Origin of the sequence: Arthrobacter sp. NPDC057259, assembly GCF_042668995.1 — a bacterium.
Taxonomy (GTDB): domain Bacteria; phylum Actinomycetota; class Actinomycetes; order Actinomycetales; family Micrococcaceae; genus Arthrobacter.
In genome coordinates, this window is the sequence record NZ_JBHUYA010000005.1 from 56735 (window position 1) to 83087 (window position 26353).

A 26353-nucleotide genomic window follows, 5' to 3' on the forward strand; every position below is an offset into this window, starting at 1 on the left:
GAACGCACAGGACCCCCGCGCCGGCGGCGCGGGGGTCCTGTGCGTTCGGTGATGCAGCTACGCGGTGGCGGGTTAGTGGTTGGTGGCCTTCTCCGCGCCCACCCCGGTCAGGGAGCGGACCTCCATCTCGGCCTGCTTGGTGGTGTCCTCGCGCCGCTTATCCAGCACGGTGCCCAGCCAGCCCAGGAAGAACGCGAGCGGGATGGAGACGATGCCGGGGTTGCTGAGCGGGAAGATCGCGAAGTTCGCGCCGGCGATCATCGAGGTCTTCGTGCCGGAGACCACCGGGGAGAGGGCGATCAGGATGATGGCGGCGGCGAGGCCGCCGTACATGCTCCAGATCGCGCCCTGGGTGGTGAACCGTCGCCAGAACAGCGAGTACACGATGGTGGGCAGGTTCGCGGAGGCGGCGACGGCGAAGGCCAGGGCCACCAGGAAGGCGACGTTCTGGCCGTTGGCGAAGATGCCGCCGGCGATGGCGAGGATGCCGATGACGATCACCGTGCGGCGCGCCACCTTGACCTCGGTCTCGGCGTCGGCCTTGCCCTTGGCGATCACGTTGGCGTAGATGTCGTGGGCGAAGGATGCCGCCGCGGTGATGGTGAGGCCGGCGACGACGGCGAGGATCGTGGCGAACGCCACCGCCGAGATGAAGCCCAGCAGCAGCGGGCCGCCGAGGTGGAAGGCCAGCAGCGGGGCGGCGGAGTTCACGCCGCCGGGGGCGCCCTTGATGGTGTCGGCGCCCACGAGGGCCGCGGCACCGTAGCCCAGGACCAGGGTGAACAGGTAGAAGATGCCGATCAGCCAAATGGACCAGACCACGGACTTGCGGGCTTCCTTGGCGGTGGGGACCGTGTAGAAGCGCATCAGCACGTGCGGCAGGGCCGCGGTGCCGAGCACCAGGGCCAGGCCCAGGGACATGAAGTCCAGCTTGGACGTGTCCGACTTGCCGTACTGCAGGCCCGGGTTCAGGACGGCCGGGTTTTTGGCCGTCTCCGCGGCGCCGCCGAGCAGGTCCGAGAGGTTGAAGCCGTAGATCGCGAGGACCCAGAAGGTCATCACGGCGGCGCCGGCGATCAGCAGCATGGCCTTGATGATCTGCACCCAGGTGGTGCCCTTCATGCCGCCGATCAGGACGTACATGATCATCAGGGCGCCGACGACGATGATCACCAGCGCCTGTCCGCCCCAGTCGCTGATGCCCAGCAGTAGGGAGATCAGGCTGCCGGCGCCGGCCATCTGGGCGAGCAGGTAGAAGAAGCAGACGGCCAGGGTGGAGATGGCCGCGGCGATCCGGACCGGACGCTGCCGGAGCCGGAAGGAGAGCACGTCTGCCATGGTGAACTTGCCCGTATTGCGGAGCAGTTCGGCCACCAGCAGCAGCGCCACCAGCCAGGCGACGAGGAAGCCGATGGAGTACATGAAGCCGTCGTAGCCGTTGACCGCGATCGCGCCGGTGATGCCCAGGAAGGACGCGGCGGAGAGGTAGTCGCCGGCGATGGCGGTGCCGTTCTGCGAACCGGTGAAGGACCGGCCGGCGGCGTAGTAGTCGGCGGCGGTTTTGTTGTTCCGGCTGGCGCGGAACACGATCACCATGGTGACCGCGACGAAGAGGGCGAAGATGCCCATGTTAAGGAGGGTGGTGTCCTTGAGCGCGGCGACGTTGACCGCGGGGACCGTCAGGGATGCGTGCAGTGTCATTGGGCCGTTCCGCTCACTCGGTTGCCGTGCTTGTCGAACTCGTGGCCTTCGATCTCCTGGCGGATCTCGGAGGCGATGGGGTCCAGCTTCCGGTTCGAGTAGCTGACGTACCAGCCCGTGATCGCGAACGTGGACACGAACTGCAGCAGGCCCAGGATCAGGCCGACGTTGATGTTGCCCCAGACCTTGGTGGACATGAAGCCCACCGCATAGTCGGCCAGCAGGACGTAGGCGAAGTACCACAGCAGGAACGCGATGGCCATCGGAAAGACGAAGCTGCGGTGACGTTTGCGCAGTTCCTGGAACTGCTCCGTCGACTGGACTTGCTTGAAGTCCACGGACGCCGCTGCGTCCGTATGCTGGGCGTCGTGACCCATCATTCCTCCTCATTGAGACTGGCGAGTCACCGCCGGGCATTCCGGCCTCCGGACAACACTCCCCCGGGATTGTGTGACTGGAATCACTGTGCAACGTGACGTGGGCTAGATTCCAGCACCGGCGCGGGCGGCGTCGCCCAGCGGTCGCCGCGCTGCGACAAACGGCGGACCGCCCGGCCGGGCGCTACGCTGGCAACATGCCGGACTCCCCCCTTGTCAGCGCCGCGGCCATCGCCGTGATCGCGCTGGCGATCGCCGTCGTCATCGCCGTCGGGCTCAAGGTCCTGCGCTCCTTCCGCGACCTTGGCACCGACGCCGAGCGGGCCACCTATAAGACCCTGCACGCCGCGTCCCGGGCCGGCCAGCACCTGCGGACCGGCCTGAACCCTGCCGGCGCGGGCAAGGCCAGCCGGCAGCTGCGCGGGCTGCTCGGCTGCGACGGGTTCGCCATCACGGACACCACGGGCGTCCTGGCCTGGGACGGCGCGGCCGAGGAACTCCGCCCGGTCCTGATGGAGGTGGCCGCGACGGTGCTGGCGGGCGGCCACACCGCCGTGATCCCCGCCGGGGAGCTGCGGGCCCCGGGCGGCCGCTCCCCCGCCGGCGCCCCCGGAGCCGGCTACGCGGCCGTCATCGCGCCCATCCGGGTAGGGTCCGGGGTGGCCGGAGTGGTGGCCGCATTCGCACCCGAGGCGGGGTCCGGCCTGGTCCGGGCAACCGGCGAGGTGGCGGACTGGGTGGCCACCCAGGTGGAACTGGCCGAACTCGATGCCTCCCGGACGCTGCTGATGGAGGCGGAGGTCCGGGCGCTGCGGGCCCAGATCAGCCCACACTTCATCTACAACTCACTGAACGCGATCGCATCCTTCATCAATACGGACCCGGTCCGGGCCCGGGAGCTGGTGGTGGAGTTCGCCGACTTCACCCGCTATTCGTTCCGCCGGCACGGGGACTTCACCACCCTGGCCGAGGAGCTGCGCTGCATTGACCGGTACCTGCTGCTGGAGCGCGCCCGCTTCGGCGAGCGGGTGCAGGTCAGCCTCCGGATCGCGCCGGAGGTGCTAAGCACCGTGATCCCGTTCCTGAGCCTGCAGCCGCTGGTGGAGAACGCCGTCCGGCATGGCCTGGAGGCCAAGGAGGGGCCCGGGCACATCAGCATCACGGCCAACGATTCGGGCGCGTTCGCCGAGGTGACGATCGAGGACGACGGCGTCGGCATGGACCCGGATCAGCTGCGCTCGGTCCTGGCCGGGCACAGCGGCGGCGACCACGTGGGCCTGCACAACGTGGACGCGCGGCTGCGGCAGGTCTACGGCGAGGACAACGGCCTGGTGATCGAGACGGCGCCCGGCGAGGGCACGCTGATCACCCTGCGCGTCCCGAAGTCCCAGCCCCGCCACGACGCCTGAGCCAACGCCCGGCCCACGCCGCCATGGCGCCCGTCGGGGCTCCGGCACGGCGGTACCCTAGGACCATGATTAACGTCCTCGTCGCCGACGACGAGCTGCCCGCCGTGGAGGAGCTGGCGTTCCTGCTGGGCCGGGACGACCGGATCGGCACCATCCACCGCGCCTCCTCCGGCGCCGAGGCGCTCCGCACCCTGGAGAGCGCCGACGTCGACGCCGTCTTCCTCGACATCCACATGCCCGCCCTCTCCGGCCTGGACATCGCCCGGGTGATCGCCCGCAGCGCCCGGCCGCCCGCCGTCGTCTTCGTCACCGCGGACGAGGACTGCGCCCTCGAGGCCTTCGAGCTCGCGGCCGTGGACTACCTGCTCAAGCCCGTCCGCGCCGAGCGGCTGGCCCGCTCCGTGGGCCGGATCAGCGAGCTGCTGCGTGATGGCGGCCCGGCCCCGGAAATGATCACCGTGGACCTCGGTGGCACCACCAAGATGATCCGCCGCGACGACGTCACCTACGTCCAGGCCCAGGGCGACTATGCCCGGCTGCACACCGCGGACGCCAGCTACCTGATCCGGGTGCCGCTGGCGGACCTGGAGCAGCAGTGGGCCGAGGCCGGGTTCCTGCGCATCCACCGCTCCTACCTGGTGTCGTTGGCCCACGTCGGTCACTTGAAGCTGGCGGCGGGCCGGCCCAGCGTGGCGGTGGCCGGCGCCGAACTGCCGATCAGCCGCCGGCACCTGCCCCCGGTTCGGGAAAAGCTGGAGGCCACCCGGATCCGGCCGCAGGCATGACCCGGGTCAGGGTCACCGCCCCGCGCCGCGTCGCCACGGGCGCCGGTTCCGGGCGTGGCAGAGCCGCGGCTGAGGCACGGAAGGCGGCGGAAGAGACCGACGCCGGTCAGGTGTTCGTCCGCGCGCTGATCCGGTCCCAGCTCCGGCTCGGGATCGTGGTGGCCGCCGGGTTCCTGCTGATCATGCTGGGTTTCGCCCTGCTGCTGGGTCTGGTGCCGGGACTCGCCGAGCTGCGGATCGCCGGCCTGCCCTTCGACTGGGTGCTGCTCGGCGCCGGGATCTATCCGGTGATCGGGCTGAGCGCCTGGCTCTACGTCCGGACCGCCGCCCGGAACGAGGCCCGCTACCGCGACCTCGCCGGCGAGCGGTGAGGCGGCCATGAACCCGGTGGTCGGCGTCGCCGCCTTCGCCGCCGTCACCCTCGCCACCGCCGTGATCGGTTTCTACGGCCTGCGGATCTCCCGCACAACCGGTGACTTCTACGTCGCGTCCCGCACCGTCCGGCCCTGGTGGAACGCCTCGGCCATCGGCGGCGAATACCTCTCCGCGGCCAGCTTCCTCGGCGTGGCCGGGCTGATCCTGCTCTCGGGCACCGACGCCCTCTGGTATCCGGTGGGCTACACCGCCGGGTACCTGATGCTGCTGCTGTTCGTGGCGGCCCCGCTGCGCCGCTCCGGCGCGTACACCATCCCGGACTTCACCGAGGCGCGGCTGGAATCCCGGGCCGTCCGCCGGGTCACCAGCCTGGTGGTGGTGATGGTGGGCTGGCTGTACATCGTCCCGCAGCTGCACGGCGCGGCGCTGGCCATCCGGATCACCACCGGCCTGCCGGCCTGGGTGGGCCAGGTGGCCGTGATCGCCGTCGTCTGCGTCACCGTGATGGCCGGCGGGATGCGCTCCATCACCTTCGTCCAGGCCTTCCAGTACTGGCTGAAGCTCACCGCCCTGGCCGTGCCGCTGCTGTTCCTGCTGCTGGTGCTCGCCGGCACCGGTACCCCCGCCGTGGCCGAGGCGCCGGTGAACCCCACCGGGCTGCCGCCGGCCGGCCCGTACCAGAACATCTCGCTGCTGGTGGCGCTGCTCTTCGGGACGCTGGGCCTGCCGCACGTGCTGGTGCGCTTCTACACCAACCCGGACGGCCAGTCGGCGCGGCGGACCACCCTGATCGTGCTGGGCCTGCTGTCCGTCTTCTACCTCTTCCCCACCGCGTACGGGCTGATCGGGCGGGTCTTCGCCCCCGGCGCCGCGGGGGCGGGGCAGGCCGACGCGCTGGTGCTGCTGCTGCCGGGCCGGATGATCGGCGGCCTCGCCGGGGACCTGCTCTCCGCGCTGGTGGTGGCCGGGGCGTTCGCGGCGTTCCTGTCCACCACCTCCGGGCTGGTGGTCTCGCTGGCCGGCGTGATCAGCCAGGACATCCTGGGCGGCAGCGTCCGCGGCTTCCGGCTCGCGGCGCTGTTCTCGGCCGTGGTGCCGCTGGGGATCGCCGCGACGACGGATTCGACGGCGCTGGCCGGGAGCGTGGGGCTGGTGTTCGCCTTCACCGCCTCGACCATCTGCCCGGTGCTGCTGCTGGGGATCTGGTGGCGCGGTTTGACCGATGCCGGGGCGATCGCGGGGATGCTGACCGGGGCGCTGGCGTGCGGCGGTTCGATGCTGGCCGGCGCGGTGCTGGGCGCGGCGGGGACGCCCTCGTGGCTGGCGCAGCCGGCGGCGTGGACGGTGCCGGCCGCGTTCGCCGTCATGGTCCTGGTGTCCCGGGCCACCCGGGGCCGGGTGCCGAGCAGCATCACCCGGCTCATGACCCGGCTGCACACCCCCGAGCGGCCGCTCGTGACGGAGCGCTAGCTCCGGGTCAGTTGGCGGCCGGTCGCTAGGGCCGCGTCAGTCGATGGCGGCCATGAGTTCGACGACTTTGTCCAGGAATGCATCCACCTGGGTTTCCTCGTAGCCGTCGCGGCCGACGGCAGGCCGGAAGGTGGCGCGGCGGACGTTGTCCACGCTGAGCGGCTGGTCCTCGTCCAGGTAGCCGATCAGCTCGTGGCAGAGGCCGTCGACGTCGGCGATGTTGTAGCTGCGGACTTTGGCCTTCGCCGGCCGCCGGAAGCGCTGGCCGTCCGGTCGGTGCAGCCGGCCGCGGAGGAGCCCGGCCAGCCGGCCGATCTCGCGCAGCCAGGCGTCCTCGCCGCGTTCGCCGACCAGTTCGTCGCGTTCCCTGCGGGCCAGGGCGTCCTCGAGCCGGTCCAGGGCCGCGTCCACGGCGGCGGCCGCGTAGCCGCCCTTGACCGGGTCGAAGGTGACGGCGCGGACATCGGCGCTCCTGACCACGCGCTCGGCGGCCTGCGGGGTCTCGAAGGAGACCCGGGCCTGCCGCAGGAACTGGTCCACCTGCTTGGCGTTGTAGCCGTACTGGTTGCGCTGGACGCGGTCAAAGGAGGCAGGGATCTGCCGGTTGAGGTCCACTCGGTTGCTGTCCACTGTTTACTTCTTATCCTTCGAGGCCGTGCGGCTCTTGTTGTTCGGCGCTGGTTGTCCGGCTCTGGCCGATCCGGTACGGCGCTTTTTACGGGCACCATTGTAGGCGCCGGGGCGGGGTTGTCCGCCCGCTCAGCCGCCCGCGGCGGCAGAGAAGATCATGAAGGCCACCGGCGAGGCGAAGACGATGGAGTCCAGCCGGTCCATCACTCCCCCGTGGCCCGGCAGGCTGTTGCCCATGTCCTTGATGCCAAGCTCACGCTTGACCATGGACTCGGCAAGGTCACCGGCGGTCGCCGCTCCCACCATGCCCACGGCGAGGGCGGCACCAAACCACCACGGCTCACCGAGGACAAAGATCGAGGCCAGGACGCCGACGACGACGGCCCCGCCCACGGACCCGGCGAAGCCTTCCCAGGACTTCTTCGGGCTGATCTTGGGAGCCATCGGGTGTTTGCCGAGGGACGCGCCGACGAGGTAGCCGAAGGTGTCGTTGGAGACCACCAGCAGCAGCAGGGTGCCGATCTGCCAGGCACCGACGGGCACCACGCCGTTTGGCCAGAAGCCGACCGGCGTGACCCCGCCGGCGGCATGCAGCGGCAGGACCGCGAAGCTGATCAGGAACGGGACCCACGCCATGGTGAAGACGCCGGCGAAGATGCTGCGGGCCGAGCCCGCGGCGCCCTCCAGCGACCGCCACAGCAGCACCGCGACGCTGCTGAGCAGGAACGCGAACATGAGGCTTTCCGGGCCGCCGAAGTAGGCGGAGACCGGCATCGCCACGGTGCCGGTCATCGCGGGGATGATCGGCAGCCGGGTGCCGGAGGCCTCCAGGGCCCGGTAGACCTCCCAGACGCCGAAGACGGCGAAGGCGGTGACGATCAGGACGAAGGCCAGGGGCAGGAACAGCAGGCCGCCGAGCACCGCAAAGAGCATGGCGAGGCCGACGGCCGTCGCGGCGGGAAGATTCCTGCCCGCCTTGGGCGTCGGGTTCTTCCGCTCTTTCCCCCTCACCCGGACGCGCGGCCCGGGTGCCTGCTGTTCGCCTGTCATCAGACCTCGAGCAGCTCGGCTTCCTTGCGCTTGAGCAGCTCGTCGATGCCGTCGACGTGGGACTTGGTCAGGGCGTCCAGTTCCTTCTCGGCACGGGTTCCCTCGTCCTCGCCGGCCTCGCCGTCCTTGACCAGCTTGTCCAGGGTTTCCTTGGCCTTGCGGCGGATGTTGCGGATGGACACCTTGGCGTCCTCGCCCTTGGACTTGACGATCTTGACGTACTCCTTGCGGCGTTCCTTGGTCAGTTCCGGGATGGTGACCCGGATGACGTTGCCGTCGTTGGAGGGGTTGGCGCCCACCTCGGAGTCGCTCAGGGCGCGTTCGATGTCCCGCAGGGCGGTCTTGTCGAACGGGGTGATGAGGATGGTGCGGGCGTCCGGCACGGCGAAGGACGCCAGCTGCTGCAGCGGGGTGGGCGAGCCGTAGTACTCCACCATGACCTTGTTGTACAGGCCCGGGGTGGCGCGGCCGGTGCGGATCGAGGCGAAGTCTTCCTTGGCAACCTCGACCGCCTTGTCCATCTTGTCGCCGGCTTCGAGCAAGGTCTCTTCGATCACGTTCTCTCCTCAGAAATTTGGTGCGCGCCCCAGAGCCCGGGGAGCTGAACTGTCCTCAAACCATCCTAGCCGGAGCTAGGGGGTGACTACGGTGCCCAGGTCCTCGCCGCGGATGGCACGGGTGACGTTGCCCTCGCCCTCCATGCCGAAGACGACCATGGTGAGGTTATTGTCCTTGCACATGGTCATGGCGGTCTGGTCCATGACGCGGATGTCGCGGCGCAGGGCCTCGTCGTAGCTGAGCTTGTGCAGCTTCTCCGCGGTGGGGTCCTTCTTCGGGTCGGCGGTGTAGACGCCGTCGACGCCGCTCTTGGCCATCAGGACGACGTCGGCGTGCACCTCCATCGCGCGCTGCGCGGCGACGGTGTCGGTGGAGAAGTAGGGCAGGCCTGCGCCGGCGCCGAAGATCACGACGCGGCCCTTCTCCATGTGGCGGATGGCGCGGCGCGGGATGTACGCCTCGGCGACCTGGCCCATGGTGATGGCGCTCTGCACGCGGGTCTCGACGCCGGCCTGCTCCAGGAAGTCCTGCAGCGCCAGGCAGTTCATGACCGTGCCGAGCATGCCCATGTAGTCGGCGCGGGAGCGGTCCATGCCGCTCTGCGAGAGCTCGGCGCCGCGGAAGAAGTTTCCGCCGCCGACGACGATCGCGACCTCGACGTCCGGGACGGCCGCGGCGATCTGCTTGGCGACCCCGCGGACGGTGTCCGGGTCGACGCCCAGCTTGCCGCCGCCGAAGACCTCGCCGGAGAGCTTGAGGAGGACGCGGCGCCGCGTCTTCGTTGGCTGGGCGGAATTGTTGACGGTATCCATGGTGCCTTCCCGTTGGTGAGCTCTCAAAAGGTTATCGTGCCGGGGCCCGGAGGCGGCATTCCCTGCCGCCGCCGGTCCCGGCGCAGGCGCCCGGGGGTCTCCTGCGCATGCAAAAGGGGTGGCCACCGAAGTGACCACCCCCTGGCGTTGCCGGTTAGGAACCGACGCGGAAGCGTGCGAAGCCGGTAGCCTTCACGCCGGCCTCTTCGAGGACGGCGGCGACGGACTTCTTGGCGTCCTTGGCGAATGCCTGGTCAACCAGGACCTCGCCCTTGTAGAAGCCGGTGACGCGGCCTTCGACGATCTTGGTCATCGCGGCTTCGGGCTTGCCCTCGGCCTTTGCGGTTTCCTCAGCGATGCGGCGCTCGGACTCGACCAGCTCGGACGGGACGTCCTCGCGGGTCAGGTAGTTCGGGGCCATGGCGGCGATGTGGACGGCGACGTCGTGGGCGGCGGCGGTGGCGGCTTCGCCTTCACCGTCGACGGCGAACAGGACGCCGACCTGGGCCGGGAGGTCCTTGGACGTCTTGTGCAGGTACGCGTCGACGGTCGGGGCCTCGATGCGGGCGATGCGGCGGACGACGACCTTCTCGCCCAGGATGGCGCCTTCTTCGACGACAACCTCGGAGAGCGGCTTGCCGTCAACGTCGGTGGCCAGGAGGGCCTCGAGGTCGGCAGCGCCGGACTCGACGGCGACGGTCAGGACCTTGTCGGCCAGCTGGATGAACTTGTCAGCCTTGGCAACGAAGTCGGTCTCGCAGTTGACTTCGACCATCACGCCGACGCCGTTGGCGACCTTGGCGGCAACCAGGCCCTCGGCCGTGGAGCGGCCTTCGCGCTTGGTGGCACCCTTGAGGCCCTTGATGCGGATGATCTCGATGGCCTTCTCGGCGTCGCCGTTGGCCTCGTCGAGAGCCTTCTTGACGTCCATCATGCCGGCGCCGGTGCGCTCGCGCAGGGCCTTGATGTCAGCAGCAGTGTAGTTCGCCATGTGAACCCCTCTGTCTAGAAAATTTTGTCTGGTGTACGGACCGACAGGACGGCTGCTCACGCAAAGTGAGCGGCCATCCTGTCGGTACCCCCGCACGCTGCGGGCAGCGCGCGGGGAAGTGCGGCTAAGCCGGGGTGACTACTTGGCGTCGTCCGCGGCCGGGGCCTCGGCGGCTTCCGGAGCAGCCTCGGCCGCGGGAGCAGCTTCGGCGGCGGGAGCAGCTTCGGCGGCCGGGGCAGCCTCTTCGGCCTTGTTGCCTTCGAGGAGCTCGCGCTCCCACTCGGCCAGCGGCTCTTCCGGGGCTTCCGTGGTGCCCGTGGCGCGCTGGTTGCGGGCGATCAGGCCCTCGGCAACGGCGTCGGCAACGACGCGGGTCAGCAGGTTCACGGAGCGGATAGCGTCGTCGTTACCCGGGATCGGGAAGTCAACTTCGTCCGGATCGCAGTTGGTGTCCAGGATGGCCACAACCGGGATGTTCAGCTTCTTGGCTTCGTCGACGGCGAGGTGTTCCTTCTTGGTGTCGACAACCCACAGGAGCGAAGGCGCCTTGGTCAGGTTGCGGATACCGCCGAGGTTGGTCTCCAGCTTGGTCAGCTCGCGACGCAAAAGCAGCAGTTCCTTCTTGGTGTAAGCGGAACCGGCGACGTCGTCGAAGTCGATCTCTTCGAGTTCCTTCATGCGCTGGATGCGCTTGGAAACCGTCTGGAAGTTGGTCAGCATACCGCCGAGCCAACGCTGGTTGACGTACGGCTGGCCGACGCGGGTGGCCTGCTCGGCGATGGCTTCCTGTGCCTGCTTCTTGGTACCGACGAAGAGGACGGTGCCGCCGTGTGCAACGGTGGCCTTCACGAACTCGTAGGCACGGTCGATGTAGGACAGCGACTGCTGCAGGTCGATGATGTAGATGCCGTTGCGCTCCGTGAAGATGAAGCGCTTCATCTTCGGGTTCCAACGACGGGTCTGGTGTCCAAAGTGGACGCCGCTGTCAAGCAGCTGGCGCATGGTTACGACGGGCATGCCGACGCTCCTTCCGGCAGGTCATTCATGAGAGAGCCGTGAGGCCCTCTTACCCTGCCAATAGTTGACGGTTGATTAGCAGCACCCGGTTCCGGGAGCTCCTCCTGGTATCCACCGCGCTCCTCATCCGGGCCATGGGGTCCGGACCGCAAGGGGCGCAGTCCTCCTCGTCCGGAGCGGGGCTTCGGCTGCAGAGGGCTGGATACGCGTAGTCAGCAAGCATTCCCGCACTCCTGAATGAGATGTGCTGCCTTCCGCGGCACGTCCGGGAAGGACAGCGCAACGAATCGGGGCATGAGGGGAACAGCAGACTGCTCCACCTAGTGTACTACAGCGGTCCCCGCCCGACGGACGCGGTCGGGGCGCCCGGCGGGGGTGCTTCGGGGTGCTGACGGGGCGCCGGCGGCGGTGTCTTGAAGGGCGAATCCGGGGGCCTCAAAGGAGTTGTCCACATGGCGTGCCGGGTGCCTGTTCCGGCACAGCCCCGGTTCCCATGCTGAAACCATGACCCTGTTCTCTGTGCTCCCGCTGCTGCTCGCCGTTGCGCTGGCCCAGTCCCTAGCGCCGACGGCACCGCCGCGCCCTTCGGCAGCGTTTTCCGGCCAGGCGGCCGTCCGTGCCGCGGCCATCGGAGCCGCGACGGCGTTGGCTTCTGGCCCCAAGTCGACGGCGGGCGGCGGGGCTTCGACCCGCGGGGCGCGGGCGGTGCCGGCACGCGCGGCGCCGGCACGGGGCTGGGTCTGGCCGCTCTCCCCCAGGCCCGCGGTGGTGCGCGGCTTCGATCCGCCGGACCGGCCGTGGCTCAGCGGCCACCGCGGGGTGGACCTGCGGGCCGAGGCCGGGGCTGTGGTCAGCGCACCGGCTCCGGGACGGGTCAGTTTCGCCGGCGTGGTGGTGGACCGCCCGGTGCTGACCATCGATCACGGGGACGGGCTCCGGAGCAGCTTCGAACCCGTGGAGACGAGCCTGCGGGCCGGGGACCCGGTAGCGGCCGGATCCCCGGTGGGTGCGGTGGCAGCCGCGCAGTCTGCACCGCCCGGCCACTGCGGCGGCACGCCCTGCCTGCACTGGGGCGTCCGCCGCGGCGAGGAGTATCTGAACCCGCTCGGGTTCGTCCTGGACCTGAGGCCCTCGGTGCTGCTGCCGCCGGTCCGGGCGCCGGCGTCGGGTTTAGACGATCGCAGAGATTCCGGTGATGGCCCGGCCCGTGACCAGGGTGTTGATCTCGTGGGTGCCCTCGTAGGAGTAGATGGCCTCGGCGTCGGAGAAGACCTTCGCCATCTCGTAGTCGGAGACAATGCCGTTGCCGCCCAGGAGGCTGCGGCCAATCGCCACGGTCTCCCGCATCCGGGCCGTGGTGAAGGCCTTGGCCAGGGCGGACTGTTCGTCCTTCGCCTGGCCGGCGTCCTCGAGCTGGGAGAGCCGGACCATCATGCCCATCGAGCTGACGGTGTTGCCGAGCATCTGGACCAGCTGGTTCTGCACCAGCTGGAAGGAGGCGATCGGCCGGCCGAACTGGCTGCGTTCGACGGCATAGCGGCGGGCGACGTCGAACGCGGCCAGCTGCTGGCCGACGGCCTGCCAGGCCACGGAGAGGCGGGTGACCTTCAGGACCTTGTTGGTGTCGCGGAAGCTGTTGGCGTTCGCGAGCTTGAAGAAGTCGGGAACCACGACGTTTTCCAACGTGATGTCCGCGTTCTGGACCGTGCGCAGCGAGATCTTGTTCTCGATCTTGGTGGCGCCGTAGCCCTCGGTCTTCGTGTCCACCAGGAAGCCCTTGACCTGGTTGTCCTCGACGTCGCGGGCGTAGATGACCACCCAGTCGGAGAAGGTGGCGTTGCCGATCCAGCGCTTGGCGCCGTTGAGGACCCAGTGGTCACCCTCGCGCCGGGCGGTGGTGCGCGTGCCGCCGGCGACGTCGGAGCCGCCCAGCGGTTCGGTCAGGCCGAAGGCGCCGATCTTCTTCATCGAGTAGATCTCCGGCAGCCAGGCCTCCTGCTGCTCCTCGGAGGCCAGCGCCTCGATGGAGCCGGTGAACAGTCCGTCGTGGACGCCCATGAAGGTGGCGATCGAGGTATCGGCGCGGGTCGTCTCGGCGTGCAGGATGCCGGCGAAGAGGTTGGAGTAACCCTGGCGCTTGACCGGGCTGACCAGGTCGATTTCGGCCAGCTTGGGGATCAGGTCCATCGGGAACTCGGCACGGTTCCAGCAGTCGACGGCGATCGGCTTGACCTCGCGGGCCAGGAACTCGCGGACCTCGGCCAGCCGGTCGCGCTCCTTGGCGCTGAGCAGCTGCTCGAAGGCAAAGAAGTCGCCGTCGGCGTACGGGAGGTTGTTGACGTCGATTGCAGCCTTGGACATGGTGTTCCCTCACTTGTGATCAGCGGCGACCAGAACGGCGCGGGGAGATCCGCACCGATATGTTACTGGGCAGTAACTTACCGTGCGCGGAGAGGTGCCGCAAGTGACCTGGCCCACCCGCGGGGGCCACGGCATACAAAAAGAGCCGCGTCCGGGAGGCGGGCTTCCGGACGCGGCTTGGGAATGCGGCGTCTGATGTGGGGAGGTGATGCGGACCGGCCAGGAGACCGGTCGATGGTAGGGCTACTCGGACTTGAACCGAGGACCTTAGGATTATGAGTCCCGCGCTCTAACCAGCTGAGCTATAGCCCCGTGGGACCCGGGGCACCGGCCGTGTCACGGCGGGCCCCGGGGCAAAACACTCTAGCAATAGTAGTCGCACCGGCCGGGCGCTACGGCCCGTGCGGGAGTGCTAGACCACCAGGTCGTCGTAGCTGGCGCCGCGGTAGATGTCCTCGAAGGTCTGGAGGGTCCGCTCGATGCTGTGGTTCTCCACCATGTTGCGGCTGACCTTGCCCATGGCGGCGCGCTCGTCGGCCGGCAGCGACAGCACCGCGGTGATCTTGGCCGCCAGGTCGTCGCTGTCGTTCGGGGTGAAGAGGTAGCCGTTCTCGCCGTCGCGCACCAGGTGCGGCAGGGCCATCGCGTCGGCCAGGACCACGGGCGTGGAGGCAGACATGGCCTCAAGGGTCACCAGGGACTGCAGCTCCGCGGTGCCCGGCATGCAGAACAGGTCGGCGCCGAGGTAGGCGCGGCGCAGTTCCTCGTCGCTGGCCAGGCCCAGGAAGCGCACCCGGTCCCCCAGGCCCAGGCGCTTGACCTGGGCCTCCAGGGCCGGTCGGACCTCGCCGCCGCCGACCACCTGCAGGTGGACGTCGAGGTGGGCAGGCGTCTTGGAGATGGCGTCGATCAGAACGTCGATGTGCTTTTCCTCGGCGAGGCGGCCCACGAACAGCACGGTGGGGCTGGCGTTGACGGGAACTTCCTCCCCGGGCTTCAGCTCGTAGGCGGCGGCGTCGATGCCGTTGGAGAGCGGCAGCACCTTGCGAAGGAAGGCGTGGTCGTGCATCGCCTTGGCCGCGAGCGGGGTGGGGGTGGTCACGACGTCGGCCTGGCCCATGACCTTGCCCATGTCGCGCCAGGAGACGCGGCCAACGATGTCCTTGAACCACTGCGGGAACGGCAGGAAGGGGTTGAGGTTCTCCGGCATGAAGTGGTTGGTCGCCACGATCCGCACGCCGCGGCGCACCGCCTCGTAGAGGACGTGCTCACCGATCATGTAGTGGCTCTGGATGTGCACGACGTCGGGCTTGACCCGGTCGAAGAGGAGCGCGATTTCCTTCTTGATCTCCCAGGGGAAGGTGATCCGGAAGCTCTCGTGCGTGGGCACGGAGTGGGAGCGCACGCGGTGCACGGTGGCCTCGTCGCGGAACTCGCTGTAGCTCTTGCCCTTGCTGGGGCGGGTGGCCAGGACGTGGACGTCGTGGCCGCGTCCGGTCATGCCCTTGGCGAGACGGTAGCCGAACTGGGCGGCTCCGTTGACGTCCGGCGGGTAGGTTTCGGCGGCGATCAGGATCGTCAGTTTCCTGCCGGGGTTGTCGGTCTGGGGCATGGTCACGGGGATGGCTCCTGGTGGTCACGGTGGGTAGCGGCGGCCGGCCGGCCGCCGGCGCAGGCGCGGCCAGCCGGCGCCTGAAGTCTGTGGCGTCGCCCTAAGGCCTCCGCGCCGCGGCCTTCCGCGCGTCTTTCTTGCGCTTGGTGACCTCGGGGTGGTGCCTGGACAGGGCGATCACTCCCACGATAGCAAGGAGAGCCGCGGCACCCATGGCGATCGCGGTCACGGCGTGGACATCGGGGCGCAGTTCGCCGAGGATCACGACACCGATCGCGATGCCGATCATGGGATCGATCACGGTCAGGCCGGCGATGACCAGATCCGGTGGACCGCCCGAGTAGGCGCTCTGCACGAACCACGAACCCAAGCCGCCGGCGGCGAGGATCGCCAGCAGGGTGTACCACTGCACGTTGAGCAGGAACAGCCCGTTGGGGTCCAGCAGGTGCCGGCCGATGATGCGGGTCAGGACGGCAACGAAGCCAAACAGCATGCCGGCGCCGATGATATAGACGAAGGCGCTCATCCGGTGCTTGAACAGCAGCGCCAGGGTGCCGAACAGGGCCACGACGAGGGCCAGCAGCAGCACCACCGTGAGTTCGTCCGCGGCGCTGACATGGTGGTTCTCCTGGGTGACCGTGACGGCCAGGACCACGAACAGGGCGGAGCCGGTGACGCAGCAGCTGATCGCCACCACGGTGGCCCGGTTCATGCTCAGGCCCTGGTCCTTGGCGTTGATGACCGTGGTGATGACCAGCGCGATGGCGCCGATAGGCTGCACGACCGTCAGCGGGGCGGACACGAGGGCGATGGCGTTCATGGCCGTGCCGACGCACAGCAGCAGGAGCCCCAGGATCCAGCGCCGGTTGCGGATCAGCCGCAGCAGGCCGTTGGAGCTCAGGGCCAGTCCGCCGGTGTCTGCCTTGACCGCGCTGCCCTGCCGTTGCGCGCCGAAGGCGAGGAAGAAGGCACCGGCGACGGCCAGCACGACTGCCAGCCAGACCATCAGCGGGGCCCGCCGTCGTCGTTGGAACGTTCCTGCGGGTTCACGGCGGTGCTGCTTTCTGCGGCGGGCCGCTGTCCGCGGCCCTTGCGGATGATGGCCCAGAAGTAGTTATAGGCGGCGATCCAGTGCCCGATCAGGCCGAGGCCCAGGCAGGCCCAGGCCGCCACGAAGTAGCCCTCGGCGCCGGGCAGCTGCAGCTTCGAGAGCACCAGCAGGGGCGTGCCGAGGAGCAGCAGCGCGGTCCGGATCTTGCCGACACGGCTGACCGGGAGGTCGGGGTGGCTGTGGAAGTAGTAGAGCGAGATGGTCATCAGGATGAGGTCGGGCACGAGGAGGGCGGTCAGGTACCACCACTCGACGACGCCGGCGATCACGAGGGTGACCGCGACGGCGATCAGGGCCAGCCGGTCCGCGATCGGGTCCATGATTCGGCCGAGGTTGGACATCTGGTTGAAGCGGCGGGCGATGTAGCCGTCCACCCAGTCGGTGCTGCCCATGAGGGCCAGGACCAGGGCGGCGGCACCGTACTCCTGTTTCGCGAGGACCAGCCAGATGAACAGCGGAACGCCGAGGAACCGCACCACGGTGAGGAGATTGGGGACGGTGAAGACCACATCCGAATGGATTTGGGGTTGGCCGGGACGCGCACCAGCGCCGATGAACCTCATTCGGCCTCCCTTTCCGCTGCCGGTGTCCATTCGTTGTCGGGGTTTACGGTCCTGTCAGCCCTTGAGCAGGCGGCGCAGCAGGACGACGAAGGTGGTGGCGGCCGCCGCGAAGGCTGCCAGCGGCTTCCAGCGCTTGGCCAGTTCCGCGGCCGGAGCCGAGCCGGAGCTGCCGGTGGAGGGCCGGGCGCCGGGAGTGGTGGCGGAGGGGCCGCGAAGGGCGGCGATCCGGTCGTCGACCAGTTCCTTGCCCTCTTCGACGCGCTGCTGGCCGGCGGCGAGGAGGATCTGCGCCTGGGCCTTGAGGTCCAGTTCCTCGCCGAGTTCGTCGCGGACGCCGGTGAGGTGGCGGCGGCGCTGGTCCAGCCGGCGGCGCAGCTCATCTTCGGAGGGGGCGGGGCCGAGGTCGGGCTGTTCGGCCGCCTTCTTGGCTTCTTTCTCCGCCTTGGCTCGGGCTGCGGCCGCTTCCTTGGCGGCCTTCGCTGCCTTGGCCTGCGGGGTGTTCGGGTCCAGCACGGCCGGGTCGAAGGAGGAGCCCTCCTTGGCGATGCCGAGATCGTACTTCAGCCCGCGGATGGTCTCCTCGGGGACCAGCGGCATGGCCTTCTTGAAGCGGCTGACGCCGATCAGTCCCACGATCAGGGCGATGACCAGGAACAGGGCGCAGACCAGCAGGGCCGCGAGCCAGGCCGGCATGATCGTGGCGAGGCCCATGATGGCCGCCACGACGAGCCCGATGACCAGCAGCAGGACGAAGATCAGGGCGACGACGGCGAAGGCCGCCGCGATGCCGAGCTGGATGCCCTTGCGCTTGAGTTCGGCCTTGGCGAAGGCAATCTCATCGTTGAGTTGCCGCGGTGCCAGCTTAAAGATCATTTTCAAGGTCTTGGGCAACGCGGAAAGGCGCAGCCCCCCGCCGGTCCTGCCGGTGTGCCGTCCGCTCATCGGTTCCGCCTAACTGGTGCCATCTGTCGTTCTGCTTCCGCTGAAATGCCCGGGCCTGCGCGGCTGATTGCACGCCCAGGTGTCAAAACTATCATTCGGGGCGCCGACGGCGGCCAGCGGAGGGCGCGGGCGCCTGCGCGTCGGGTTTAGGCGACGCGCGCCGCGTCCTGCGCGGCGTCGTGCCCGGCGTCGTGCCCGGCGTCGTGCCGCGCGTCGTGCCCGGCGGCGGACGGCGGCGCTGTCCGTGCCGCCGCCCCGGCCCTAGGATTGACCTCTGTGCAGACACCCAGCAATCCGGGCGATTCCCTGACCCGCCGCCGCAAGCTTCTCTATATCCTCATGCTGGGCGCCCTTACGGCACTGGGACCCTTCACGGTGGACCTGTACCTGCCGGCCTTCCCGGCCCTGGAGGCCAGCCTCGGCGTCAGCGAGGCGGCGGTCCAGCTGACCCTGACCGGTACCACCGTGGGCTTCGCGCTCGGCCAGCTGGTGGTGGGACCGCTCAGCGACCGGTTCGGCCGCCGGATGCCGCTGATCCTCGCCACCGCCCTGCACATCGGCGCGTCCCTGGGGGCGGCGTCGGCCACGGACATCGGGACCCTCGGCCTGTTCCGGGTGCTCATGGGCATCGGCGCGGCGGGCGGCGGCGTCGTCGCCATGGCCATGGTGCGCGACCTGTTCAGCGGCTACGCCATGGTGCGGATGTTCTCCCGGATGGCACTGGTCAACGGCCTGGCCCCGATCCTGGCGCCGGTGATCGGCTCGCAGCTGCTCCTGCTGACGGCGTGGCCGGGCATCTTCCTTTTCCTGGCCGGCTACGGCAGCTGCGTGATCATCGCGGCGCTGTTCCTGGTCCGCGAGACGCTGCCGGCGCACCTGCGCGGCGCCTCTGGCATGACGATGCGCCAGCGCTACCGGGTGTTGTTCGCGGACCGCATCTTCGTAGGCACCCTGTTGCTGGGCGGCATGAACTTCGGTGGCCTCTTCACCTACCTCTCGGCCTCGCCCTTCCTCTTCCAGGACGTCTTCGGCTTCTCGGCCCAGCAGTACGGCCTGCTCTTCGGCATCAACTCCTTGGGGATCGTGGCCGGGGTGCAGACCAGCGCCCGGCTGATCAAGCGCGTCCCGCCCCAGTGGATCGTGGCCTGCTCCACGGCCTGGATGTTCCTGATGGCCCTGCTGATCGTCGTCTTCGACCGGGCCGGCCTGGGGCTGTGGGGCGTGATGGTGCCGCTGTGGTTCTACATCCTGGGGGCCGGCTTTACCTTCCCGTGTGTCCAGGTCCTTGCGCTGGCCAACCACGGCGCCCAGGCCGGCACGGCGGCGTCCCTGCTGGGTGCCGCGACCTTCCTCATGGCCGGGATCATCTCCCCCGTCGTGGGCTGGCTGGGCGTCGAGTCGGCGACGCCGATGGGCGCCGTGCAGGCCGGCTGCATTCTGCTGGCGGCGGCCGCGCTCTGGCTCGTGGTCCGGCCGCGGACGGTACCCTCCATCCACTGATCCGGCGCTCCGCGGGGGACTCTCCGGCTACGCGAGGGTGTCCGGCCCGGCGGCCCGCCCGGGTCCGGCCCTGGTGTTCGCCGGGACGCTCTGGCCGCCCGCTCGGGGCCGGTCCCGGCCCTGTTCCCGCCCGGCGGCGGGCGATAAGGTTGTGGTGTGCCCGAACGGCAGGACCTCCCTCCCCTCCCGGCCACGTGGCAGCGGTGCGATGACGGCATCCTGCCCCTGTGGTGGGAGCGGTTGTGTTCGCAGACCAGCCCCCAATCTGCGGCGCTCTACGCGGCCGGGCTCTTCACGGAGGACCGCCGTCGGCCGATCGCGCAGTGGTACAACCCCGCCTTCGACGCCGCCCTGTTGGTAGCCCCCGAGACGTCTCCGGAATGGCCGGTTCAGCGCTTCGGCATCTTCTACGCACCGCCGCGCGGCGGGTTCACCCGGGTGCATTCCGGCGCCCACGAATGGCATCCCCGCGAACCCCGGCAGTCCCCCACCGAGGAAGAGGCCTTCCAGGCCGCCGTCGGCGAGGCGGAACGCTTCCTGCAGGTGGAAATGTTCTTCGTCTGAGCGCAAGAAAAAAGGCCCCGCAGCCGGCTGTTCGCCGGCCGCGGGGCCTGTCCGCTCCTCCTGCTGGACTTGAACCAGCAACCCTTCGATTAACAGTCGAATGCTCTGCCAATTGAGCTAAGGAGGAATGAAGCAGGTATGACATTAGCAAAGGTTTTACCGCTAAGGAAATCGGCCCGCGGCGCCTGGGCGGATACCCCCGCCGGGTATATAAAAGTCCCCGCTCCGGCGGACCGGAACGGGGACTGTGCGCTCCTCCTGCTGGACTTGAACCAGCAACCCTTCGATTAACAGTCGAATGCTCTGCCAATTGAGCTAAGGAGGAATGAAGCGGGTACTAGCCTAGCAAACCCGCGGCCCGGAAGCGAAATCGCCGGCCGCCGGGCCCCGGTTGCGGGGCGAGGCCTCAGGAATCGGCGCGCAAGGACCGCCGCTGCATCTCCAGTTCCATCAGCTCGCGGTTGAGTCGCTGGAACTCGTCCGGGTTCGCCGCGGCGTCGAGGCGCTGCAGCTGGCCCATCTTGTCCGCCTTGACCCGCGTGATCTGCAGTTCGAACAGCCGGGCCAGGATGTCCCGGCAGTAGCGCTGCACGGCGTCCTCGGTGCTGGCCGGCAACGGCACCACCGAGAGCTCGGAGACGAGCGGACGGAGCGGTTCCGGAACCTCCTGGAGCAGCTCGGCGACCCAGCGGGCCGGATCCGCGGCCGAGGCCAGGCCCGTGGCGCGGATGGCCTCGTGGATCGCGAGGTAGGCCGGGGTGGAGAACCGCGCCTCGGAGAAGCGCTCCCAGGTGGTTCCCTCCAGCATCGACGGCTGCTGCAGCACCACTTCCAGCGCCTGCCGTTCCATCGCCGCGACGGGGTCCCGGGGATCGGGCCGGTTGAAGGCCGGCAGCGCGGCCGACGGCGGCAGCGGCGCCACCCCCGGTGCACCCGGGTTCTGGCCCGGCTGAGGGTAGCCACCCTGATTCTGGTAGCCCTGCTGGTTCTGCTGGTACCCACCCTGCTGACCGGTGGAACCGAAGCCGTTGCCTTGGCCCGCTCCCCCGCGGCCGCCCTGCTGACCGGGACCGCCCTGGGTGCCCCGCTTCATGGCCGCGCCCACGGCCCGGCTGACGTCCTCCACGGGCATGCCGAGCCAGCCGGCGAGCTCGCGGGCGTAGGCCGGGCGCATGCCGGCGTCGCGGATCTGCGCCACGACGGGCGCGGACTCGCGCAGCGCCGAGATCCGGCCCTCCACGGTGTCCAGGTTGTGCCGGCGCAGGGTGGCCCGGATGGCGAATTCGAAGAGCGGCCGGCGGGTGCCAATCAGGTCGCGCACGGCGGCGTCGCCCTTGGCCTGGCGCAGGTCGCAGGGGTCCGCCCCGGTGGGTTCAACCGCCACGTACGTCTGTGCCACGAACCGCTGGTCCTCCTCGAAGGCGCGCAGGGCCGCCTTCTGGCCGGCGGCGTCGCCGTCGAAGGTGAAGATGACCTCGCCGCCACTGCCGTCGTCGGAGAGCAGCCGGCGGGCGATCTTGATGTGGTCCGTGCCGAAGGCGGTGCCGCAGGTGGCCACCGCCGTCGTCACGCCGGCCAGGTGGCAGGCCATGACGTCGGTGTAGCCCTCCACGACTACCAACTGCCGGTCCTTGGCGATGGTGCGCTTGGCCAGGTCGATCCCGTAGAGCACCTGGGACTTCTTGTAGAGAGCCGTCTCAGGGGTGTTGAGGTACTTGGGGCCCTGGTCGTCCTCGTAGAGCTTCCGGGCGCCGAAGCCGATGGTGTCCCCCGCAATGTCGCGGATGGGCCAGATCAGCCGGCCGCGGAACCGGTCATAGATGCCCCGGTTGCCTTCGGAAAACATCCCGGTCAGCTTGAGTTCAGCATCGGTGAAGCCGCGGCCGCGGAGGTGCTTCAGCAGCGAGTCCCAGCCCTGCGGGGCGTAGCCGACGCCGAACTGCTCGGAGGCGGCCCGGTCGAAGCCGCGGCCGTAGAGGAAGTTCCGGCCCTCGGCGGCCCCCGGGGTCAGGAGCTGGGCGCGGAAGAACTCGTCGGCGATCTTGTGGGCGTCCAGCAGCCGCTGGCGTCGGCCGATTTCCTCGCGGTTGGGGCCGGAGCCGCCGTCCTCGTAGCGGAGCTCGTAGCCGATCCGGGCGGCGAGCTTCTCGACCGCTTCGTGGAAGGTGGTGTGGTCCAGCTTCTGGACGAAGGAGATCACGTCCCCGTCCTCGCCGCAGCCGAAGCAGTGATACCGGCCCACCTGGGGGCGGACGGTGAAGGAGGGCGAACGCTCGTCGTGGAACGGGCAGAGGCCCTTGTAGGAGCCGAGGCCGGCGCCCTTGAGCGTGACGTAGCCGTCGACGACTTCCTTGATGTCGGTGCGCTGGCGCACCTCGTCGATGTCTTCGCGTTTGATCAGGCCGGCCACGGAGCCATCCTAGTCACTCCCCCTGTCACCACAGTGACGGTAGGCTGCCGACCAGCCGCTCATACATGGCCAGGGCGGAGCCGTCGGTGAGCGAGGCTACCTGGTCGATGACGACGCGCAGCCGCGCCCCGTCGTCGGCGGCGTCGCGCCAGTCCGCGGCGAACATCGGCTCGAGGTGCCGGTCGCCGGTGGCGTTGAGCGCGGTCACCAGGGCGTGCAGGACCTCGCGCTGGCGTTCGTAGATGGGCTGCCGGTGCTCGGTGGTCATCACGAAGGTGGTGGCCAGGCCCTTCATCACCGCGATCTCCATCACCGTCTCGTCCGGGACGATCAGTTCAGCGTTGTAGCGGGTGAGGTTCTCCGGCCCGTACACGGCGCGGGTGGTCTCCAGGGCGCTCTGGCAGAACCGGCCGATGAGCTGGCTGGTCATGTCCTTCAGGGCCGCCATGGACTTGCGGCTGCCGTCGGCCTCGCGGACCCAGACGCTGGTGGCCTCGAGGCGGGCCAGGGCGGCGTCGATCGCGGCCGGGTCGTTGTGCGGCAGGTACCACTGCTTGGCGTAGCCGACGACGCGGGCGCGGTGGTCCGGGTTGTCCATCCAGCGCAGCTGGAAGTGCCCCGCGACGATCGCGTCCTCGACGTCGTGCACCGAGTACGAGATGTCGTCGGCCAGGTCCATGACCTGGGCCTCGAGGCAGGAGCGCCGCTCCGGGGCCCCCTCCCGGATCCAGTCGAAAATGGGCAGGTCGTCCTCGTATGCGCCGAACTTGCTGGTGCGCTGGCCGTGGATGACGGGCGCGTTTTCCGCCGACCAGGGGTACTTCGCGGCGGCGTCGAGGCTGGCCCGGGTCAGGTTCAGCCCGGCCGGGCGGCCGTCCGCGGCGAGGACCTTCGGTTCCAGCCGGGTCAGCAGGCGCAGGGTCTGGGCATTGCCCTCGAAGCCGCCGATCGCGTGCGCCACCTCGTTCAGGGCGGACTCGCCGTTGTGCCCGAAGGGCGGGTGGCCCAGGTCGTGGCTGAGGCAGGCGGTGTCCACGACGTCGGGATCGCAGCCCAGGGCGCGGCCCAGTTCACGGCCCACCTGGGCGACCTCGAGGCTGTGCGTGAGCCGGGTGCGGACGAAGTCGTCGGTATCCGGGGCGACCACCTGGGTCTTGGCGCCGAGCCGGCGCAGCGCCGAGGAGTGCAGCACCCGGGCGCGGTCCCGTTCGAAGTCGGACCGGTAGGTGCTCTTGGGCGGCTCCTCGACCCAGCGGGCGGTGTCGCTCTCCACGTAGCCGTCCAGCACGGGGGCGGCGGTCCGGGTCTCAGCCACCGGAGACGTCCAGTTCGGCGGCGGCGATCTCCTGGGACTGCTCCGCGTTCAGGCGGCGGTCCAGTAGCCAGTCCTTGGGCAGGGCGGGTTTCTTCGGCGAGCCGGCACGGCCGCGGGGCCCCTCGGCGTCGACGCCCGGGTAGGGCGAGTCGAGGTCCAGCTCGTCCAGGGTGCCGCGGAGCACCTCCAGACTGGTGACGAGGGCCAGCCGGTGGCGCAGGTCGCTGCCCACCACGTAGCCCTTGAGGTACCAGGCCATGTGCTTGCGGATCTCGCGCAGGGCCTTGCCCTCGTCCCCGAAGGTCTCGACCATCAGTTCGGCGTGCCGGTAGATGCCCTCGGCCACCTGCCGCAGCCCCGGCTTGTGCCGGACGTCGCTGCCTTCGAACGCGGCCATCAGGTCGCCGAAGAGCCAGGGCCGGCCCTGGCAGCCGCGGCCCACGACAACGCCGTCGACGCCGGTTTCCCGGACCATGCGGACGGCGTCCTCCGCGGACCAGATGTCGCCGTTGCCCAGGACGGGGATGTCCGGGAGGGCCTCGCGCAGCCGGGCGATGGAGGACCAGTCGGCCTGTCCGGAGTAGAACTGGGCGGCGGTGCGCCCGTGCAGGGCGACGGCGGCGACACCGGAATCGCGGGCGATCCGGCCGGCGTCGAGGTAGGTCAGGTGGTCATCGTCGATGCCCTTGCGCATCTTGATGGTCAGCGGGATGTTGCCCTTGGAGGCTTCCTTGACGGCGGTCTGGACGATCGAGGTGAACAGGTCGATCTTCCAGGGCAGGGCGGAGCCGCCGCCGCGCCGGGTCACCTTGGGCACCGGGCAGCCGAAGTTGAGGTCGATGTGGTCCGCGCGGTCCTCCTCGACGAGCATCCGCACGGCCGCGCCGACGGTGACCGGGTCCACGCCGTAGAGCTGGACGGAGCGGACCTTTTCGTCATCGTCGTGGGAGATGATGCGCAGCGATTCGGGGGTGCGCTCGACGAGGGCACGGGAGGTGACCATCTCCGCGACGTAGAGGCCGCCGCCGTATTCACGGCAGAGCCTGCGGAAGGCGGAGTTGGTGATGCCTGCCATCGGGGCGAGGATCACGGGCGTGTCCACCGTGATCGGGCCCAGCTTCAGGGGCGGCAGTTCCAGCTTGGGGGCGGGAGGGGTTGCTACAACAGTCACCCCTCCATTGTCTCAAAGCCGGACAAATCGAGGCCGCGCCGTGCCCGCTATGTGGAAACCGGGGCGGCGCGGCGGCCCCGGCGCTTCTCCGGCGGGGCATCCGGACCGGCGTCGACGGCCGGGGCCGGTTCCCGACCGGCGGCGGGGCGCGGGTCCCGGTTGTCGGCGGGTCCCGAACTGCCGGCAACCGGCGCCGCGGGCCCTGCGCCCCGGAGACCGGTGGCCTTGACCACCAGCACGGCAATCAGGGTGGTGACGGGGATGGCCAGGACGAGCCCGATCGACCCGACCAGGGTGCGGACCACCTCTTCGGAGAGTTCGGCGCTGGTCAGTGCGTCCCCGAGCGGGCGCTCGTAGAGCATGACGATGATCAGGATGGGCAGCGCCGCGCCCGCGTAGGCGAACGCGATGGTGTAGACGGTGGAGGCGATATGGTCCCGGCCGATCCGCATGGCGGAGGCGAAGAGCTTCCGTGCCGAGGTCTCCGGCGCCAGTTCCCAGAGCTCCCAGACGGCGGAGGACTGGGTGATGGTGACGTCGTTGAGGACGCCGAGGCCGGAGATGATCAACCCGCAGAGGATGATCCCGGAGATCGAGATGTGGTCCGAGACGTTCGCGAGCGTTGCGGCGTCGTGGTTCCCGACGCCGGCCAGGTTCGCCGCGTCCGTGGCCCAGGCTGCGAGCGCGGCGGTGATCGCCAGGCCGAAGATGGTGCCCAGCAGCGCCGTCGAGGTCCGCGCGGTGAAGCCGTGCGCGAAGTACAGCACCCCGATCATGATCACGGTGGATCCGACCAGGGCCAGCAGCAGCGGCGGTTTGCCTTCCACGAGGCCGGGCAACATGAAGGAGACCAGCACCGCGTAGGCGCCCACGAGGCCGATCAGCGCCCGCAGGCCGCGCCAGCGGGCGACTGCGATCACGACGACGGCGTAGAGCACCGCGAGAAGGATGATCGGCAGGGTCCGGACGAAGTCGACGAAGACGAACGCCGGGGAGCCGCCGGCGTCGGCGCCCTGGACCCGGGAGAGGTTGAGGTAGCGGATGTTGTCGCCGACCTTGACGCCGTGGGACTTGGCGACGTCGGGGTTGATCACCACCTTGACCGGGTTGCCGCCCTGGTCCGGTTCCGTCCAGGCGAAGGTGCACTGCGAGCCCGTTCCCGGTGCCTGCGGCTGGGGGGACGGCCCGTCGGCGGGCTGGGCCGGCTGCTGCGACTGCGCTGGCGTTTGACCCTGTGTGGTGTCCATGCAGTTGCCGGTGACGACGCGCTGGATCTTCCCGGTGTCGAAGGTGACGCCGGGGGCGGCGGCGTAGGGGCTGGCGAGGGTGAGGCCTTCCTTGCTGCCCGAGGGCCAGAGGAGGATCATCGCCACGATGGTCAGGACGGTCAGTGGCGCCAGGACCGCGGCCAGGATCCAGTTGGCTTTCCGACGCGCGGCGAGGGCACGGGGCGACGGCGGGTCGGCCGGGTGCGGGGCGTGCGAGTGTCCGGCGCCCATCAGCAGGTGATCTCCATGCCGAAAATCCTACGGGGAGAACGTTGCCGCCCGGGCACGGTGGCACGGCGCACCCATCCCCGTCGTGGCGGGTTCCGAATCACCGCGGGACATAAACTCGGCGTGCGGGAAC

General features: G+C 69.5%; 23 protein-coding genes, 3 tRNA genes and 1 pseudogene. 7 read left to right on the forward strand and 20 right to left on the reverse strand.

The window, feature by feature from the left end; translation table 11 throughout:
* Positions 1-72: 72 nt before the first annotated feature.
* A complete protein-coding gene (locus tag ACFUCU_RS09570; RefSeq protein WP_290258395.1) occupies positions 73-1701 on the reverse strand; it encodes a cation acetate symporter in 1629 nt (542 codons plus the stop codon).
* Positions 1698-2078, reverse strand: a complete 381-nt coding sequence (locus ACFUCU_RS09575) for a DUF485 domain-containing protein (protein WP_290258576.1) — start codon at positions 2076-2078, stop codon at positions 1698-1700. The genes ACFUCU_RS09570 and ACFUCU_RS09575 overlap by 4 nt, the downstream gene beginning before the upstream one ends.
* Positions 2079-2275: 197 nt before the next feature.
* Between ACFUCU_RS09575 and ACFUCU_RS09580 the strand changes: the two genes are divergently transcribed.
* The 4 genes from ACFUCU_RS09580 (at position 2276) to ACFUCU_RS09595 (ending at position 6117) form a co-directional block, all read left to right on the forward strand.
* The gene (locus ACFUCU_RS09580) at positions 2276-3487 is read left to right on the forward strand and encodes a sensor histidine kinase (protein WP_377972250.1); all 1212 of its coding nucleotides are present in this window, start codon (positions 2276-2278) and stop codon (positions 3485-3487) included.
* Positions 3488-3552: 65 nt separating this feature from the next.
* Positions 3553-4272, forward strand: coding sequence for a LytTR family DNA-binding domain-containing protein (locus tag ACFUCU_RS09585; protein WP_290258397.1), 720 nt, complete (start codon positions 3553-3555; stop codon positions 4270-4272).
* Positions 4269-4643, forward strand: a complete 375-nt coding sequence (locus tag ACFUCU_RS09590; protein ID WP_290258398.1) for a hypothetical protein — start codon at positions 4269-4271, stop codon at positions 4641-4643. Before ACFUCU_RS09585 ends, ACFUCU_RS09590 begins: the two co-directional genes overlap by 4 nt.
* A 7-nt stretch (positions 4644-4650) precedes the next feature.
* On the forward strand, positions 4651-6117 hold the full coding sequence (locus ACFUCU_RS09595) for a cation acetate symporter (protein WP_377972253.1): 1467 nt from the start codon (positions 4651-4653) through the stop codon (positions 6115-6117).
* 36 nt (positions 6118-6153) lie between these two features.
* On the opposite strand, the gene ACFUCU_RS09600 is transcribed toward ACFUCU_RS09595, so the two are convergent.
* The 6 genes from ACFUCU_RS09600 to rpsB all read right to left on the reverse strand — a co-directional run bounded on the left by ACFUCU_RS09600 (position 6154) and on the right by rpsB (position 11175).
* The gene (locus tag ACFUCU_RS09600) at positions 6154-6732 is read right to left on the reverse strand and encodes a DivIVA domain-containing protein (protein ID WP_377972508.1); all 579 of its coding nucleotides are present in this window, start codon (positions 6730-6732) and stop codon (positions 6154-6156) included.
* Between the two features lie 144 nt (positions 6733-6876).
* Entirely contained in the window at positions 6877-7797 is a 921-nt protein-coding gene (locus ACFUCU_RS09605) for a phosphatidate cytidylyltransferase (protein WP_290258400.1), read from the reverse strand.
* The gene (gene frr, locus ACFUCU_RS09610) at positions 7797-8354 is read right to left on the reverse strand and encodes a ribosome recycling factor (protein ID WP_290258401.1); all 558 of its coding nucleotides are present in this window, start codon (positions 8352-8354) and stop codon (positions 7797-7799) included. Before frr ends, ACFUCU_RS09605 begins: the two co-directional genes overlap by 1 nt.
* A 75-nt stretch (positions 8355-8429) precedes the next feature.
* Positions 8430-9167: a UMP kinase gene (gene pyrH, locus ACFUCU_RS09615; RefSeq protein WP_290258402.1), complete on the reverse strand. Its 738-nt coding sequence runs from the start codon at positions 9165-9167 to the stop codon at positions 8430-8432.
* 154 nt (positions 9168-9321) lie between these two features.
* Complete coding sequence (tsf, locus tag ACFUCU_RS09620) at positions 9322-10158, reverse strand: translation elongation factor Ts (protein ID WP_290258403.1); 837 nt, start codon at positions 10156-10158, stop codon at positions 9322-9324.
* A gap of 138 nt (positions 10159-10296) precedes the next feature.
* Positions 10297-11175 carry a 30S ribosomal protein S2 gene (rpsB, locus tag ACFUCU_RS09625; protein WP_377972254.1) on the reverse strand — a complete coding sequence of 293 codons (879 nt, stop codon included), beginning with the start codon at positions 11173-11175 and terminating at the stop codon, positions 10297-10299.
* A gap of 504 nt (positions 11176-11679) precedes the next feature.
* Between rpsB and ACFUCU_RS09630 the strand changes: the two are divergent.
* Positions 11680-12267, forward strand: a pseudogene (locus ACFUCU_RS09630) (murein hydrolase activator EnvC family protein); the annotation flags it as partial.
* Between the two features lie 78 nt (positions 12268-12345).
* Here ACFUCU_RS09630 and ACFUCU_RS09635 read toward each other — a convergent pair.
* The 6 genes from ACFUCU_RS09635 to ACFUCU_RS09660 form a co-directional block, all read right to left on the reverse strand.
* The gene (locus ACFUCU_RS09635; protein ID WP_377972256.1) at positions 12346-13536 is read right to left on the reverse strand and encodes an acyl-CoA dehydrogenase family protein; all 1191 of its coding nucleotides are present in this window, start codon (positions 13534-13536) and stop codon (positions 12346-12348) included.
* A gap of 235 nt (positions 13537-13771) precedes the next feature.
* Positions 13772-13848, reverse strand: a tRNA-Ile gene (locus tag ACFUCU_RS09640).
* Positions 13849-13948: 100 nt separating this feature from the next.
* Entirely contained in the window at positions 13949-15148 is a 1200-nt protein-coding gene (locus ACFUCU_RS09645) for a glycosyltransferase (protein WP_377972510.1), read from the reverse strand.
* Positions 15149-15248: 100 nt separating this feature from the next.
* Complete coding sequence (locus ACFUCU_RS09650) at positions 15249-16154, reverse strand: DMT family transporter (RefSeq protein ID WP_290258406.1); 906 nt, start codon at positions 16152-16154, stop codon at positions 15249-15251.
* On the reverse strand, positions 16154-16822 hold the full coding sequence (locus tag ACFUCU_RS09655) for a CDP-alcohol phosphatidyltransferase family protein (RefSeq protein ID WP_290258407.1): 669 nt from the start codon (positions 16820-16822) through the stop codon (positions 16154-16156). Before ACFUCU_RS09655 ends, ACFUCU_RS09650 begins: the two co-directional genes overlap by 1 nt.
* A gap of 54 nt (positions 16823-16876) precedes the next feature.
* On the reverse strand, positions 16877-17764 hold the full coding sequence (locus ACFUCU_RS09660; protein WP_377972257.1) for a phage holin family protein: 888 nt from the start codon (positions 17762-17764) through the stop codon (positions 16877-16879).
* Between the two features lie 276 nt (positions 17765-18040).
* Between ACFUCU_RS09660 and ACFUCU_RS09665 the strand changes: the two genes are divergently transcribed.
* Both ACFUCU_RS09665 and ACFUCU_RS09670 read left to right on the forward strand, forming a co-directional pair.
* Positions 18041-19264, forward strand: coding sequence for a multidrug effflux MFS transporter (locus ACFUCU_RS09665; protein WP_377972258.1), 1224 nt, complete (start codon positions 18041-18043; stop codon positions 19262-19264).
* Between the two features lie 156 nt (positions 19265-19420).
* Entirely contained in the window at positions 19421-19828 is a 408-nt protein-coding gene (locus ACFUCU_RS09670) for a hypothetical protein (RefSeq protein ID WP_364137061.1), read from the forward strand.
* Between the two features lie 54 nt (positions 19829-19882).
* Here the strand turns inward: ACFUCU_RS09670 and ACFUCU_RS09675 are convergent.
* The 6 genes from ACFUCU_RS09675 to ACFUCU_RS09700 form a co-directional block, all read right to left on the reverse strand.
* Positions 19883-19955, reverse strand: a tRNA-Asn gene (locus tag ACFUCU_RS09675).
* Positions 19956-20080: 125 nt separating this feature from the next.
* Positions 20081-20153, reverse strand: a tRNA-Asn gene (locus ACFUCU_RS09680).
* Positions 20154-20234: 81 nt separating this feature from the next.
* Positions 20235-22238, reverse strand: a complete 2004-nt coding sequence (gene dnaG / locus ACFUCU_RS09685) for a DNA primase (protein WP_377972259.1) — start codon at positions 22236-22238, stop codon at positions 20235-20237.
* Positions 22239-22263: 25 nt separating this feature from the next.
* Positions 22264-23553 carry a deoxyguanosinetriphosphate triphosphohydrolase gene (locus ACFUCU_RS09690; protein ID WP_377972261.1) on the reverse strand — a complete coding sequence of 430 codons (1290 nt, stop codon included), beginning with the start codon at positions 23551-23553 and terminating at the stop codon, positions 22264-22266.
* Positions 23546-24724 (reverse strand): tRNA dihydrouridine synthase DusB, encoded by a 1179-nt coding sequence (dusB, locus tag ACFUCU_RS09695; RefSeq protein ID WP_377972263.1) that lies wholly within the window; start codon positions 24722-24724, stop codon positions 23546-23548. Before dusB ends, ACFUCU_RS09690 begins: the two co-directional genes overlap by 8 nt.
* Positions 24725-24771: 47 nt before the next feature.
* On the reverse strand, positions 24772-26223 hold the full coding sequence (locus ACFUCU_RS09700; protein ID WP_377972264.1) for a YibE/F family protein: 1452 nt from the start codon (positions 26221-26223) through the stop codon (positions 24772-24774).
* Between the last annotated feature and the right edge of the window lie 130 nt (positions 26224-26353).